Raw genomic sequence first — 14,514 nt, 5'->3', positions numbered from 1 at the left:
CATTAACCGCGTCTATATAAATGACGCCAAATAATCCGCCCGAACTTTGCATGTCAAAACCATGCGGGCCACCAACCCTCTGTTAATTGCAGGTAACATGCGTCGCTTTGCAGCCACTCGGCCTGACCATGTCCGCGACTTCCCGCTTTGCTTTTCTTCCTTATGTCTTCGCCTGCCTGCTCGGGCTGTTTGCCCTTGGCGGCTTCTGGTATGGCCTCGGTAAGCCATTGATTTTGCCGGACGCTGCCACCCCGACGCACAAGTTGCAATGCGCCTCCTATACCCCATTCGACAAGGACCAGTCGCCGTTCGACGTGCCGTTCAAGCTGCGCCCGGAGCGCATGGACGCCGACCTCGCCCTGTTGGCGACGCGCTTTGAATGCATCCGCACTTACTCCATGACCGGCCTCGAAGCGCTGCCGGATCTGGCACGTAAACATGGCCTGAAATTGATGATCGGCGCCTGGGTCAACAGCAACCCGGTGGACACCGAGAAGGAAGTCGACCTGCTGATCGCCTCGGCCAACGCCAACCCGGACGTGGTCACCGCAGTAATCGTTGGCAACGAAGCGCTGCTGCGTAAAGAGGTTACCGGCGGGCAATTAGTGAAGCTGATAAACAAGGTCAAAAGTCACGTTAAACAGCCGGTGACTTACGCCGATGTATGGGAGTTCTGGCAAAGGCATCCAGAAATCGCTCCCGCCGTGGACTTCATAACGATCCACTTGCTGCCGTACTGGGAAGACCATCCATGGAACGTTGACGTGGCCTTGTCGCAAGTGGCCGCGATTCGTCGCAGTTTTGGCAGCATGTTTGCGCCAAAAGAAATAATGATCGGCGAAACGGGTTGGCCGAGCGAAGGCCGCCAGCGCAAGACTGCCGTGCCGAGCAGAGAAAACGAAGCCAAGTTTATCCGTGGCTTTGTCGCGATGGCCGAGAAGGAAGGCTGGCGTTACAACCTCATCGAAGCATTTGATCAACCATGGAAACGTGCGAGCGAAGGCGCGGTCGGCGGTTATTGGGGGCTGTTCAATGCCGATCGCCAGGACAAGGGTGTACTCGCAGGCCCCGTGACCAACGTACCGTACTGGAAGCAGTGGCTGGCCGTCGGCGGTTTGATTTTCCTCGGCACATTGGTCCTCGGCGGTCGGGTTCGCACGACGCGATCAGCACTGGTGCTTCCGCTGTTGGGCGCCCTCGCCGCTTGTTCAATCGGTGCGTGGGGCGATCTGGCCCGCGTGACCACACGATTTGCCAGTGAATGGCTGTGGGTCGGGCTGCTGACGGCGTTGAATCTGTTGGTGTTGGCGCATGCCGCACTGACCTTGAGCACCCGCACGGGTTGGCGTGAACGGGCGTTCAATCTGCTGGAACGTCGCGCCGGCTGGCTGGTTGCGGCGGCAGGGTTCGCGGCGGCGGTGATGATGCTGGAGATGGTATTCGATGCGCGTTATCGCAGCTTTGCGAGCATGGTGTTCATCCTGCCGGCGCTGGTTTACCTGTGCCGCCCGGTTAGCGTGCCGCGTCGGGAGGTTGCACTACTGACCTTTATCATCGGGGCCGGCATTGCGCCGCAGTTGTATGAAGAAGGATTGCTGAATCAGCAGGCCTGGGGTTGGGCACTGGTGAGTTTGTTGATGGCTGCTGCACTTTGGCGCTGCTTGCGGGTTCGCATCCGCTGACCTTTAGCGCCTGTACCTGCCTCATCGCTGGCAAGCCAGCTCCCACAGGTTTTGGGGTCATACACAAATGTTGTGTTTCTCCAGATCCCTGTGGGAGCGGGCTTGCCCGCGATGACTGATTTTCAGGCGCTGCGAGACTCCCGGACAAGGCGCAACCCGGCAATCACCACCGCAAACACCGCCAGCGTCGTGTTGTACAACGCCAGTGCCGGCAACCCGAAGACCAGCGCCAGCACCGCCAGCCACCACCCTGCCCGCCCGGGCAAGACAAAACCGATCAGCGCCGCACCCAGCGCCGTCCAGCCCAACACCATGAAGTGAATCATCAGCCCGAGGTTCGAGCGCACCTGACACTCCCAACGGCTGGCCTCATCCACACAGATGCCGACCCACTGCCCGTCTTCCATAAAGCCATAACGCGCGCCATAACTGGCAGCCAGCCATAACGGCAACAAAACGAGCAGCAGAATCACGGGCAAACGGCGGGACATGAAACTCTCCAATCAACGAAAATCGGCGGTCAGCTTAATCTTCGGCCTGTCAGACGCAAGCACTAACAACAGTTAACTTTTCATCCAGGCGATGCAAAGTGTATCGTCCAGCTACTATTACTCCGAATTCTGCCTGTTTGGTGCCGCGGCATGGCACTTTGGCGCAACCCCGGTGGTCATAGCCTGCGAACTTCATTCGGCACCTTCCTCTAAGGGATCTAGTCATGCTCCGTTCCTTGCGCTTCGCCGCGCTGTTCAGCGGCCTTATTTTGAGTGCGTCCGCACTGGCGGTGGATATCGACGCCGCCAGTTATGGCTATCCCCTGACCAACCCGTTCGAGGCGACCATCGCCACGACTCCGCCGGACTTGCGCCCGGAACTGCCGCTGGACGACGACATCAATCAGTCGGACCGCAGCGTCACCTTGCGTCCGGAACGCGAGTTCATTCTTCCGGACAACTTCTGGCCGGTGAAAAAGCTCACCTACCGCATCGCCGAGCAGGACAAGCCAGCACCGCTGATCTTCCTGATCGCCGGCACCGGCGCGCGTTATGACAGCACGCTCAACGAATACCTGAAAAAGCTCTACTACAAGGCTGGCTACCACGTCGTACAGTTGTCGTCGCCGACCAGCTTCGACTTCATCAGTGCAGCCTCGCGCTTCGCCACTCCGGGCGTGACCAAGGAAGACGCTGAAGACATGTATCGGGTGATGCAGGCCGTGCGGGCGCAAAACCCGAAACTGCCGGTCACCGAGTATTACCTCACCGGTTATAGCCTTGGTGCTCTCGATGCCGCGTTCGTCGCGCATCTGGACGAAACCCGCCGCAGCTTCAACTTCAAGAAAGTCCTGCTGCTCAATCCGCCAGTCAATCTCTATACCTCGATCACCAACCTCGACAAGCTGGTGCAGACCGAAGTTAAAGGTATCAACAACAGCACCACGTTCTATGAATTGGTGCTGACCAAGTTGACCCGCTACTTCCAGCAAAAAGGTTATATCGACCTCAACGACGCCCTGCTCTACGACTTCCAGCAGTCCAAGCAGCATCTGAGCAACGAGCAGATGGCGATGCTGATCGGCACCTCGTTCCGCTTCTCGGCCGCCGATATTGCGTTTACTTCTGACCTGATCAACCGTCGCGGCCTGATCACCCCGCCGAAATTCCCGATCACCCAAGGCACCAGCCTCACGCCGTTCCTCAAACGTGCACTGCAATGCGACTTCGATTGCTACCTGACCGAGCAAGTGATTCCGATGTGGCGCGCGCGCACCGACGGCGGCAGCCTGCTGCAACTGATCGATCAGGTCAGCCTGTATGCACTGAAGGATTACCTGCACGACAGCCCGAAAATCGCCGTAATGCACAACGCCGACGACGTGATCCTCGGCCCGGGCGACCTCGGCTTCCTGCGCAAAACCTTCGGTGATCGTCTGACCGTTTACCCACTGGGCGGCCATTGCGGCAACCTTAACTACCGCGTCAACAGCGACGCCATGCTGGAGTTCTTCCGTGGCTAAATATCTCCTGCTGATTGCAGCGTTACTCTGTGCAGGCGTGGCCCAGGCCGACAACAGCAAAGCCAATGCACCGGTGGTGGTCGACAGTGACGGCTTCAAGGAACCGCTGTCCAAACTCAAGTTCAACCCGGGGCTGGATCAGCGCGAATTCGAGCGCTCGACGCTCAACGCACTGAACGTGTATGACCCGCTGGAAGAGTGGAACCGTCGCGTTTACCACTTCAACTACCGCTTCGACCAATGGGTGTTCCTGCCGGTGGTCGATGGCTACCGCTACATCACGCCAAGCTTCTTGCGCACCGGCGTGAGCAACTTCTTCAACAACCTTGGTGACGTACCGAACCTGATGAACAGCCTCTTGCAGTTCAAGGGCCAGCGTTCGATGGAAACCACCGCACGCCTGTTGCTCAACACCACCATCGGCATCGCCGGTCTGTGGGACCCGGCGACCGCCATGGGGCTGCCGCGCCAGAGCGAAGACTTCGGTCAGACTCTGGGCTTCTACGGTGTTCCGGGCGGCGCCTATTTTGTCCTGCCGATCCTAGGCCCGTCGAACCTGCGTGACACCGCAGGCCTGGCTGTGGACTACAGCGCCGAATCGGCGATCAACTTTCTCAATGTCTCGGAAGTCAGTTCCAACCACCCGGAAATCTGGGCTCTACGCGCCGTCGACAAGCGCTACCAGACCAGCTTCCGCTATGGTCAGCTGAACTCGCCGTTCGAGTACGAGAAAGTGCGTTACGTGTACACCGAGTCGCGCAAGTTGCAGATTGCCGAGTAAAACCGGCAGGCACAAAAAAGGCCATTCGATGCAAATCGAATGGCCTTTTTTAATGACAGAACAACGCTACCACAGAGGTTATGCGTTCAACCTTTGATCGCTTTCCAGATTTTGCCGACAACAGAAACAACCGCCAACACCACCGCGCCAGCGATGATCCCCGCCACGCCATTGAGCAACATCGGCACCGCAAACCCGGCAGCACCGGCCGCCGCGCCAACACCCTCAATCCAGTGGCCCACCACCGGTACACCGTGGGTCAGAATGCCGCCGCCGACCAGGAACATCGCTGCAGTGCCAACCACCGACAGCGTTTTCATCATGTAGGGTGCCGCGACCAGAATGCCGCTACCGATTTTTTTGGCGACCTGCCCAGGCTTCTGAGTCAGCCACAGACCTAGGTCGTCGAGCTTGACGATGCCGGCCACCAGACCGTAAACGCCCACGGTCATGACGATGGCGATGCCGGACAGCACGATCACCTGCTGCGTCAACGAAGCCCCAGCCACGGTGCCGAGGGTGATCGCGATGATTTCTGCCGAGAGGATGAAGTCAGTGCGGATCGCACCTTTGATCTTGTCCTTCTCGTACGCCACCAGATCGGTTGCCGGATCGGCCACGGCCTCGGTCAGTTGCGCGTGCTCGGCATCATCTTCAGCCTTGCTGTGCAGAAACTTGTGCGCGAGTTTCTCGAAACCCTCGAAGCACAAGTACGCACCACCGACCATCAACAGCGGCGTCACCAGCCACGGCACGAACGCACTGATCGCCAGCGCAGACGGCACCAGGATCAGTTTGTTGACGAACGAGCCCTTGGCCACCGCCCAGACCACGGGAATCTCCCGCTCGGCCCGCACACCAGAGACTTGCTGAGCATTCAGCGCCAAGTCGTCGCCGAGCACGCCAGCGGTCTTCTTGGCGGCCATTTTGGTCATCAACGCAACGTCGTCCAGAACGGTGGCGATGTCGTCGATCAGCACCAGCAAACTGCTTCCTGCCATGAATCTTGTTTCCTTATGTTAATAATGCCGTGCAGCATACCGCGACTGCAGGCCACACGGGGCATTGTTGAGCGCTGCGCGAGGCCGGTGCTACCATGCGCAACCGCCAGAACAGGCAAGGAACCACCGGGTTTATGAGCACAATCCGCGAGCGCAACAAAGAACTGATCCTGCGTGCCGCCAGTGAGGAGTTTGCCGACAAGGGCTTCGCTGCGACCAAAACCAGCGACATCGCCGCCAAGGCAGGACTGCCCAAGCCCAACGTCTACTACTACTTCAAGTCCAAGGAAAACCTCTACCGCGAGGTGCTGGAAAGCATCATCGTGCCGATCCTGCAGGCCTCGACGCCGTTCAACCCGGACGGCGTGCCGAGCGAAGTGCTCAGCGGTTACATCCGCTCGAAGATCCGCATCTCCCGCGACCTGCCCTTCGCCTCCAAGGTGTTCGCCAGCGAAATCATGCACGGCGCCCCGCACCTGAGCGCTGATCTGGTCGAGCAACTCAACGCTCAGGCCAAGCACAACATCGACTGCATCCAGACTTGGATCGACCGCGGCCAGATCGCCCCGATCGACCCCAACCACCTGATGTTCAGCATCTGGGCCGCCACCCAGACCTACGCCGACTTCGACTGGCAGATCTCTGCGGTCACCGGCAAGGACAAGCTGGACGAGGCGGATTACGAGGCTGCTGCGCAGACGATTATTCGGTTGGTGCTCAAAGGGTGTGAGCCGGACTGAAACATCGCGGCAACTGCCTCGCGAGCGGGCTCGCTCCCACATTGGGTCTTTGGTGTTCACAAATCCCCTGTGGGAGCGAGCCTGCTCGCGAATGGCGGCAACATAGAATTATGCTCAGATCCAAATAGCATCCCACAGCGGATAATCCCCAAGCGTCTCAACCAGACCAGCCCGCAACGGGTTGGCCACGATATACCGAGCCAGCTTCACCAGATCTTCTTCTTTGCGCAGCGCACGATCATGAAAGCCTGATTGCCAAAGACTGGTATTTCGACCGGTCGAGAGATTCACGGCTTTGGTGCTGAGGGATTTGGTTCGTTGCATCAACTCACCTAGCGAACCACGCTTCAATTCAATCAGCCAGTGAAAATGATCTGGCATGACAACCCAGGCCAACGTGTTGGCAAGTCCTATTTCTTCTGCGACGCGAAACTGGCTGACGACCAATCGACCCAGTTTAAAGTCGCCGAAAACAGGCAGCCTTCCTGCCGTATTGGTAGTCAGCAGGTAGATGCGGTTGTGCTCGGAGTAGCGACCAATGCGCAAGCGATGTGAAGCTGATAAATCCGGCATTCCTTTGCCTCCCTCATGCTGAGTTCATGAAGAGGCTAGTTCTGGGAATGGTGGAAGGTGTGGCAAGGTTTTTAGCAGATATGTATTCAAGATCGCCTTCGCGAGCAGGCTCGCTCCCACAGGGGGCTCGGGGGCATTCAGACATTTTGTGTCGGGCCACGACCCTGTAGGAGCGAGCTTGCTCGCGATAGCGGTTATTCAATCACCGCAGATTTAAGCCGCCACCCCCGCATCCGCCTTCAGATCCAGCGCTTCCACCGCTTTGATCGCCACCTGCTCATCAATATCCGACAGATCGCCGCTAATCCCGATCGCCCCCAGCACATTCCCCGCCTGATCGCGGATCAACACACCGCCCGGTGCCGGCACGACGCTGCCCTGCCCCATGCTGTTGAGAGCGGCGATGAAGGCCGGGCGTTGTTGGGCGTCCAGTGCCAGCAGGCGTGAACCCTTGCCCAAGGCGATGGCGCCCCACGCTTTGCCTATGGCGATTTGCGGACGTAGCAGGCTGGCGCCGTCTTCACGTTGCAGGGTGATCAGGTGGCCGCCGGTATCGAGTACCGCGATGGTCAGCGGCGCTGCGGAGATGGCCCGCCCTGCGCTGATGGCTTCGTGGACCAGGTTGACTGCGACTTTCAAGGTTAAAGCGCTCATGGTGCTGTCCTCATTTTGTTATTGGGAAAGTCGTGAGACTGCGCGTTTGTGCCGCAGTCCGATGCAACAAATAGAACACAATGAGTTATTTTTTTGTATACAATAATTATCGAAAATCGCCACATGCGACGAAAAGCCACAGCAGAAAAGGCTTTCGACAAATGAAACAGCCGCTTGAGAAAATGGATTGACCTGCGCCGTCCTCCGTGAATACACTCTGCGCAAAGCCACTTGTATACAATTACAAAACGTAAAGAGGCACAAAACCATGAGCAAAATGAGAGCAATCGAAGCCGCCGTTCTGGTGATGCGCCGTGAAGGGGTTGATACCGCTTTTGGCATTCCGGGCGCTGCCATCAACCCGCTGTACTCCGCCTTGCAGAAAGTCGGTGGCATCGATCACGTCCTCGCTCGCCACGTTGAAGGCGCCTCGCACATGGCCGAGGGCTACACCCGCACCAAGGCCGGCAACATCGGCGTGTGCATCGGGACTTCCGGCCCTGCCGGTACCGATATGGTCACCGGGCTCTACAGCGCCTCGGCCGACTCGATTCCAATCCTTTGCATTACCGGCCAGGCACCCCGCGCCCGTATGCACAAGGAAGACTTCCAGGCGGTCGACATCACCAGCATCGTCAAGCCAGTCACCAAGTGGGCGACCACTGTTCTGGAGCCGGGCCAGGTGCCTTACGCGTTCCAGAAAGCATTCTTCGAGATGCGCTCCGGCCGTCCAGGCCCTGTGCTGATCGACCTGCCGTTCGACGTGCAGATGGCCGAAATCGAATTCGATATCGACGCCTATCAGCCATTGCCGCTGGCCAAACCGACCGCTACCCGCGTTCAAGTCGAGAAGGCTTTGGCCTTGCTTGATCAGGCCGAGCGTCCATTGCTGGTGGCCGGTGGCGGCATCATCAACGCCGACGCCAGCGACTTGCTGGTCGAGTTCGCCGAACTGACCGGTATCCCGGTCATCCCGACCCTGATGGGCTGGGGCACCATCCCGGACGATCACCCGTTGATGGTCGGCATGGTCGGTTTGCAGACTTCGCACCGCTACGGCAACGCGACGATGCTCAAATCCGACGTGGTGCTGGGTATCGGCAACCGCTGGGCCAACCGTCACACCGGTTCGGTGGACGTATACACCGAAGGTCGCAAGTTCATTCACGTCGATATCGAAGGCACACAGATCGGCCGTGTATTCACGCCGGACCTGGGCATCGTGTCCGACGCCGCTGCCGCGCTGACCGTGTTCATCGAAGTGGCTCGCGAGTGGCAAGCCGCCGGCAAGCTGAAAAATCGCAGTGCCTGGTTGCAGGATTGCCAGCAACGCAAAGCCAGCCTGCACCGCAAGACCCACTTCGACAATGTGCCGGTCAAACCGCAGCGCGTGTATGAAGAGATGAACCAAGTATTCGGCAAAGACACCTGCTACGTCAGCACCATTGGTCTGTCGCAGATTGCCGGCGCGCAGTTCCTGCACGTTTACAAACCGCGTCACTGGATCAACTGCGGTCAGGCAGGCCCTCTGGGCTGGACCATTCCGGCAGCGCTGGGCGTGGTCAAGGCCGATCCGAGCCGCAAAGTCGTGGCCCTGTCGGGGGACTATGATTTCCAGTTCATGATCGAAGAACTGGCGGTCGGCGCTCAGTTCAAACTGCCTTACATCCACGTCGTGGTGAACAACTCGTACCTGGGGCTGATTCGTCAGGCCCAGCGCGGGTTCGAAATGGACTACTGCGTGCAGTTGTCCTTCGATAACCTGAACGCGCCGGAACTCAACGGTTACGGGGTTGACCACGTCGCAGTTGCCGAAGGCCTCGGCTGCAAGGCACTGCGTGTGTTCGAACCGTCGGAAATCGCCCCTGCCCTGCGCAAGGCCGAACAGATGATCGAAGAGTTCAAAGTGCCGGTGATCGTCGAGATCATTCTGGAGCGTGTGACCAACATCTCCATGGGGACCGAGATCAACGCCGTCAACGAGTTCGAAGACTTGGCGCTGGTCGGCAACGATGCGCCAACGGCGATTTCGCTGCTTGATTGAACGTAATTAGCTCCCTCTCCCCCCGGGAGAGGGCTGGGGTGAGGGAAAGGTTTTGCGGTGCTCGCAAAATCGGGATCAGACTCAGGATTCCCCCTCACCCTAACCCTCTCCCCCAGGAGAGGGGACTGATCGCGTTTCATCCGACCAATTGCGTCATACCTGTTACACGAGAACCTACAACGGGAGACCACCATGCCGCGTTTCGCAGCCAACCTGTCCATGCTGTTCACCGAACAGGATTTCCTTGCCCGTTTCGACGCCGCCGCCAAGGCCGGTTTCAGTGGCGTGGAATATCTGTTCCCGTACGACTTCAGCTCCGCCGAAATCAAAGCCAGGCTCGACGCCAACGGTCTGACCCAAGTGCTGTTCAACCTGCCGGCCGGTGACTGGGCCAAGGGCGAGCGCGGGATTGCCTGCCTGCCGGATCGGGTTGAAGAGTTTCGCGCCGGTGTCGATCTGGCGATTGCCTACGCACAAGTGCTGGGCAACACCCAGGTCAACTGCCTGGCCGGTATTCGTCCGCAAGGTATCGACGATGCCACCGTGGAAAAGACCTTCGTCGCCAACCTCAAGTACGCCGCCGACAAGCTGCAAGCCGTCGGCATCAAACTGGTGATGGAAGCGATCAACACCCGCGACATCCCGGGTTTCTACCTGAACAACACGGCGCAAGCCCTGTCGATTCGCGAGCAGGTCGGCAGCGCCAATCTGTTCCTGCAATACGACATCTATCACATGCAAATCATGGAAGGCGATCTGGCCCGAACCCTGCAATCGCACCTGGGCGAGATCAACCATGTGCAGCTCGCGGACAACCCGGGGCGCAACGAACCAGGCACCGGTGAGATCAACTACCGCTTCCTGTTCGAACACCTCGACCGCATCGGTTATCAGGGTTGGGTCGGTTGCGAGTACAAGCCGTTGACCACCACTGAAGCGGGCCTCGGCTGGCTGAAAACCCATAACGCAATCTGAGTTCGAGTGTTGAACCTTGATCTGGACTTGAAACCAGATCCCCTGTGGTGAGGGGATTTATCCCCGACCGGCTGCGCAGCAGTCGTAAAACCGACACCCCGGATCGTACTGACTCACGCTAAAAACTGGGGCAGCTTTGCTGCCCATCGGGGATGAATCCCCTCGCCACAAAAGCTCATCGGTTCCAAACCGGGGGCAAGACAAAAACAAGAGGATTTTCTCATGGCTAAAATCGGATTTATCGGCACCGGCATCATGGGCCACCCAATGGCGGCAAACCTGCAGAAAGCCGGTCACAGCCTGTTCCTGTCGGCGCACCACGACGCGGCCCCCGCCGACCTGGTTGCCGCTGGCGCCGTCGCGTTGGCCAATCCGCGCGAAGTCGCGCAGGAAGCCGAATTCATCATCGTCATGGTTCCGGACACCCCGCAGGTCGATGACGTGCTGTTCCGCGCCGACGGCGTTGCGGCAGGCATCAGCAAAGGCAAAATCGTCATCGACATGAGCTCGATCTCGCCAACCGCCACCAAGGCGTTCGCCGCCAAGATCAACGAGAAAGGCGCGCAGTACCTCGACGCGCCGGTGTCCGGCGGTGAAGTCGGCGCCAAAGCCGCGACCCTGAGCATCATGGTCGGTGGCGATACCGATGCGTTCGAACGCGCGCTGCCACTGTTCCAGGCCATGGGCAAAAACATCACGCTGGTCGGCGGCAATGGCGACGGTCAGACCGCGAAAGTGGCGAACCAGATCATCGTTGCGCTGAACATTCAGGCAGTCGCTGAAGCCCTGCTGTTCGCCTCCAAAAACGGTGCTGATCCGGCCAAGGTGCGTGAAGCACTGATGGGTGGTTTCGCCTCCTCGAAGATCCTCGAAGTACACGGCGAGCGCATGATCAAAGGCACCTTCGATCCGGGCTTCCGCATCAGCCTGCACCAGAAGGACCTGAACCTGGCCCTGCAAGGCGCCAAGGAGCTGAACATCAACTTGCCGAACACCGCCAACGCCCAGCAAGTGTTCAGCACCTGCGCGGCCATCGGTGGCAGCAACTGGGACCACTCGGCGCTGATCAAAGGTCTGGAGCACATGGCCAACTTCTCGATTCGCGACAAAAAATAAAGCCTGCACAAAACCCTGTGGGAGCGAGCCTGCTCGCGAAAACGGTTGCACATTCAACATCCATGTTGGCTGACACACCGCCTTCGCGAGCAGGCTCGCTCCCACAAGGGTTCCGAGTTGCCCTTTCAAATAACAAGAATTCCGGGAGCCCGCCATGTCGGTCGATCCGCAACAACTGCTGCGCGAGCTGTTTGCCACAGCCATTGACGCGGCCCATCCGCAGCAAGTCCTCGAAGCCCATCTGCCTGCCGATCGCACCGGTCGGGTGATCGTCATCGGCGCCGGTAAAGCCGCAGCCGCCATGGCGCAAGTGGTCGAGCGCTGCTGGCAGGGTGAAGTATCCGGTCTGGTGGTGACCCGTTACGGTCACGGCGCCCCGTGCGAAAAAATCGAAGTGGTCGAAGCTGCGCATCCAGTGCCTGACGCTGCTGGCCTGGCCGTAGCCAAACGCGTGCTCGAGCTGGTCAGCAACCTGACGGAAGACGACCGCGTGATTTTCCTGCTGTCCGGCGGCGGTTCCGCCCTGCTGGCCCTGCCGGCCGAAGGCATCACCCTCGCCGACAAGCAATCGATCAACAAAGCCCTGCTCAAATCCGGCGCGACCATCGGCGAGATGAACTGCGTGCGCAAGCACCTCTCGGCGATCAAGGGCGGCCGCCTGGGCAAGGCCTGCTGGCCGGCCACTGTTTATACCTACGCGATTTCCGATGTACCGGGCGACCTCGCCACGGTCATCGCCTCCGGCCCTACCGTGGCCGACCCAAGCACATCCGCCGAAGCGCTGGCGATCATCAAGCGTTACGGCATCGAGATCCCCGCGTCAGTGCGCAACTGGCTGCAAAGCCCTGAGTCGGAAACGGTCAAACCCGGCGACCCGAGCCTGGCCCGCAGCCATTTCCAGTTGATCGCCCGCCCTCAGCAATCGCTGGATGCCGCAGCGGTAAAATGCCGTCAGGCCGGTTTCAGCACGCTGATCCTCGGCGACCTGGAAGGTGAATCCCGCGAGGTGGCGAAAGTCCACGCCGGCATCGCCCGCCAGATCATCAACCATGGCCAGCCCCTGGCCGCACCGTGCGTGATCCTCTCCGGCGGCGAAACCACGGTGACTGTGCGCGGCAATGGCCGTGGCGGACGCAACGCCGAATTCCTCCTCAGCCTGACCGACAGCCTCAAGGGCCAGCCCGGCGTCTATGCGTTGGCCGGTGACACCGACGGCATCGACGGCTCGGAAGACAACGCCGGCGCAATCATGACCCCGGACAGCTACGCGCGCGCCGCCGCCCTCGGCTTGAGCGCCAGCGACGAGCTGGATAACAACAACGGCTACGGCTATTTCGCAGCGCTCGATGCGCTGATCGTCACCGAGCCGACCCGCACCAACGTCAACGACTTCCGCGCCATTCTGATCCTTGAGAACTCCAAATCATGACGCCTGATAAAAAGGTCAAAATCCTCGCCACCCTCGGGCCTGCGGTCGACGGCATCGACGACATCCGCGAACTGGTCGAGGCAGGGGTCAACATCTTCCGCCTCAACTTCAGCCACGGCGACCACGCCGACCACGCCAAGCGCTATCAGTGGATCCGCGAAGTCGAGCGCCAGCTCAATTATCCGCTGGGCATTCTGATGGACCTGCAAGGGCCAAAACTGCGCGTCGGCAAGTTCGCTGACGGCAAGGTGCAGTTGCATCGTGGTCAGGCGTTTCGTCTCGATCTGGATGCCACGCCGGGCGATGAACGTCGGGTGAACCTGCCGCATCCGGAGATCATCGCAGCGCTGGAAGCGGGTATGGACCTGCTGCTCGACGACGGCAAACTGCGCCTGCGTGTGGTCACCAAATACACCGACGCGATCGACACCACCGTGCTCAATGGCGGTGAATTGTCCGACCGTAAAGGCGTGAACGTGCCGCAAGCGGTGCTCGAGCTGAGCCCGCTGACCGCCAAGGATCGCCGCGACCTGAGCTTCGGTCTGGAGTTGGGTGTGGATTGGGTGGCGTTGTCGTTTGTGCAGCGTCCGCAGGACATGCTCGAAGCCCGCGAATTGATCGGCGACAAAGCCTTTCTGATGGCGAAAATCGAGAAGCCGTCGGCGGTCGAGCAACTGCGCGAAATCGCCGAACTGAGCGACGCGATCATGGTGGCCCGTGGTGACCTCGGCGTCGAAGTACCGGCCGAGAGCGTGCCGCAGATTCAGAAAAACATCATCACCACTTGCCGTGAACTCGGCAAACCGGTGGTGGTGGCGACGCAGATGCTGGAATCAATGCGTTTCTCCCCGGCGCCGACCCGGGCCGAAGTCACCGACGTCGCCAACGCGGTGGCCGAAGGTGCTGACGCGGTGATGCTTTCGGCGGAAACCGCGTCCGGCGAATACCCGCTGGAAGCCGTGCAGATGATGAGCAAGATCATCCGTCAGGTGGAAAACGGCCCGGATTATCAGACGCAGCTCGACGTCAGCCGACCAAAAGCCGAGGCGACGGTTTCCGATGCAATCAGCTGCGCGATCCGGCGTATCAGCAACGTGCTGCCGGTGGCGGTGCTGGTCAACTACAGCGAGTCGGGCGCTTCCACGTTGCGTGCGGCACGGGAGCGGCCGAAAGCGCCGATCCTCAACCTGACGCCGAACCTGCAGACCGCTCGCCGCTTGAGCGTGGCGTGGGGGATTCATTCAGTGGTCAATGATCGTTTGCGGCAGGTCGATGAGGTTTGCTCGACGGCGCTGGAAATCGCCCAGGCGCAAGGTATGGCCGAGCGCGGTGACACGCTGTTGATCACTGCCGGTGTGCCGTTTGGGCAGCCAGGGTCTACCAACTCGCTGCGGATCGAAACGCTGATCTAACCCACATTTTTGATGTGAATACAAAACCTGTGGCGAGGGGATTTATCCCCGATGACTGCGCAGCAGTCACCGCTTTTAAGGGTGTGACGGTTT

General features: G+C 59.6%; 13 protein-coding genes. 9 read left to right on the top strand and 4 right to left on the bottom strand.

The window, feature by feature from the left end:
• Positions 1-86 precede the first annotated feature (86 nt).
• The gene (locus tag ACA069_RS08800) at positions 87-1,682 is read left to right on the top strand and encodes a glycoside hydrolase family 17 protein (RefSeq protein ID WP_497617104.1); all 1,596 of its coding nucleotides are present in this window, start codon (positions 87-89) and stop codon (positions 1,680-1,682) included.
• Positions 1,683-1,804: 122 nt separating this feature from the next.
• On the opposite strand, the gene ACA069_RS08795 is transcribed toward ACA069_RS08800, so the two are convergent.
• A complete protein-coding gene (locus tag ACA069_RS08795) occupies positions 1,805-2,173 on the bottom strand; it encodes a hypothetical protein (RefSeq protein ID WP_497617102.1) in 369 nt (122 codons plus the stop codon).
• A 224-nt stretch (positions 2,174-2,397) separates the two neighbouring features.
• Here ACA069_RS08795 and ACA069_RS08790 point away from each other — a divergent pair, with 224 nt between their 5' ends.
• Positions 2,398-3,696: a serine/threonine protein kinase gene (locus ACA069_RS08790; RefSeq protein WP_187677426.1), complete on the top strand. Its 1,299-nt coding sequence runs from the start codon at positions 2,398-2,400 to the stop codon at positions 3,694-3,696.
• Positions 3,689-4,477 carry an MlaA family lipoprotein gene (locus tag ACA069_RS08785; protein WP_401272091.1) on the top strand — a complete coding sequence of 263 codons (789 nt, stop codon included), beginning with the start codon at positions 3,689-3,691 and terminating at the stop codon, positions 4,475-4,477. Before ACA069_RS08790 ends, ACA069_RS08785 begins: the two co-directional genes overlap by 8 nt.
• An 86-nt stretch (positions 4,478-4,563) precedes the next feature.
• On the opposite strand, the gene ACA069_RS08780 is transcribed toward ACA069_RS08785, so the two are convergent.
• Entirely contained in the window at positions 4,564-5,478 is a 915-nt protein-coding gene (locus ACA069_RS08780; RefSeq protein WP_187677424.1) for a DUF808 domain-containing protein, read from the bottom strand.
• Positions 5,479-5,612: 134 nt separating this feature from the next.
• Here ACA069_RS08780 and ACA069_RS08775 point away from each other — a divergent pair, with 134 nt between their 5' ends.
• Entirely contained in the window at positions 5,613-6,218 is a 606-nt protein-coding gene (locus ACA069_RS08775) for a TetR/AcrR family transcriptional regulator (protein WP_187677423.1), read from the top strand.
• A gap of 114 nt (positions 6,219-6,332) precedes the next feature.
• Here the strand turns inward: ACA069_RS08775 and ACA069_RS08770 are convergent, their stop codons facing one another.
• Complete coding sequence (locus ACA069_RS08770) at positions 6,333-6,791, bottom strand: REP-associated tyrosine transposase (RefSeq protein ID WP_497617100.1); 459 nt, start codon at positions 6,789-6,791, stop codon at positions 6,333-6,335.
• A 213-nt stretch (positions 6,792-7,004) separates the two neighbouring features.
• A complete protein-coding gene (locus ACA069_RS08765; RefSeq protein WP_497617098.1) occupies positions 7,005-7,445 on the bottom strand; it encodes a GlcG/HbpS family heme-binding protein in 441 nt (146 codons plus the stop codon).
• A gap of 268 nt (positions 7,446-7,713) precedes the next feature.
• Here ACA069_RS08765 and gcl point away from each other — a divergent pair, with 268 nt between their 5' ends.
• From gcl to pyk, 5 genes are all read left to right on the top strand, one after another.
• Entirely contained in the window at positions 7,714-9,489 is a 1,776-nt protein-coding gene (gene gcl / locus ACA069_RS08760; RefSeq protein ID WP_007919935.1) for a glyoxylate carboligase, read from the top strand.
• 192 nt (positions 9,490-9,681) lie between these two features.
• Positions 9,682-10,464, top strand: a complete 783-nt coding sequence (hyi, locus tag ACA069_RS08755) for a hydroxypyruvate isomerase (RefSeq protein WP_489878540.1) — start codon at positions 9,682-9,684, stop codon at positions 10,462-10,464.
• A gap of 222 nt (positions 10,465-10,686) precedes the next feature.
• The gene (locus ACA069_RS08750; protein ID WP_489878539.1) at positions 10,687-11,580 is read left to right on the top strand and encodes a 2-hydroxy-3-oxopropionate reductase; all 894 of its coding nucleotides are present in this window, start codon (positions 10,687-10,689) and stop codon (positions 11,578-11,580) included.
• 154 nt (positions 11,581-11,734) lie between these two features.
• Entirely contained in the window at positions 11,735-13,009 is a 1,275-nt protein-coding gene (locus tag ACA069_RS08745) for a glycerate kinase type-2 family protein (protein ID WP_187677419.1), read from the top strand.
• The gene (gene pyk, locus ACA069_RS08740) at positions 13,006-14,421 is read left to right on the top strand and encodes a pyruvate kinase (RefSeq protein ID WP_489878537.1); all 1,416 of its coding nucleotides are present in this window, start codon (positions 13,006-13,008) and stop codon (positions 14,419-14,421) included. The genes ACA069_RS08745 and pyk overlap by 4 nt, the downstream gene beginning before the upstream one ends.
• The last annotated feature ends 93 nt before the right edge of the window (positions 14,422-14,514 follow it).

The sequence above is a fragment of the Pseudomonas sp. LBUM1652 genome (assembly GCF_059716105.1).
The sequence above is the reverse complement of the archived record's forward strand: the minus strand, read 5'-3'. Positions and strand labels throughout refer to the sequence as shown.

Excerpts from the sequence above, each read along its gene's own strand:
- ACA069_RS08745 (WP_187677419.1), top strand. The coding sequence starts at position 11,735 with ATGTCGGTCGATCCGCAACAACTGCTGCGCGAGCTGTTTGCCACAGCC.
- hyi (WP_489878540.1), top strand. The coding sequence starts at position 9,682 with ATGCCGCGTTTCGCAGCCAACCTGTCCATGCTGTTCACCGAACAGGAT.
- ACA069_RS08795 (WP_497617102.1), bottom strand. The coding sequence starts at position 2,173 with ATGTCCCGCCGTTTGCCCGTGATTCTGCTGCTCGTTTTGTTGCCGTTA.
- ACA069_RS08765 (WP_497617098.1), bottom strand. The coding sequence starts at position 7,445 with ATGAGCGCTTTAACCTTGAAAGTCGCAGTCAACCTGGTCCACGAAGCC.
- ACA069_RS08790 (WP_187677426.1), top strand. The coding sequence starts at position 2,398 with ATGCTCCGTTCCTTGCGCTTCGCCGCGCTGTTCAGCGGCCTTATTTTG.
- ACA069_RS08775 (WP_187677423.1), top strand. The coding sequence starts at position 5,613 with ATGAGCACAATCCGCGAGCGCAACAAAGAACTGATCCTGCGTGCCGCC.
- ACA069_RS08750 (WP_489878539.1), top strand. The coding sequence starts at position 10,687 with ATGGCTAAAATCGGATTTATCGGCACCGGCATCATGGGCCACCCAATG.
- pyk (WP_489878537.1), top strand. The coding sequence starts at position 13,006 with ATGACGCCTGATAAAAAGGTCAAAATCCTCGCCACCCTCGGGCCTGCG.
- gcl (WP_007919935.1), top strand. The coding sequence starts at position 7,714 with ATGAGCAAAATGAGAGCAATCGAAGCCGCCGTTCTGGTGATGCGCCGT.
- ACA069_RS08770 (WP_497617100.1), bottom strand. The coding sequence starts at position 6,791 with ATGCCGGATTTATCAGCTTCACATCGCTTGCGCATTGGTCGCTACTCC.
- ACA069_RS08780 (WP_187677424.1), bottom strand. The coding sequence starts at position 5,478 with ATGGCAGGAAGCAGTTTGCTGGTGCTGATCGACGACATCGCCACCGTT.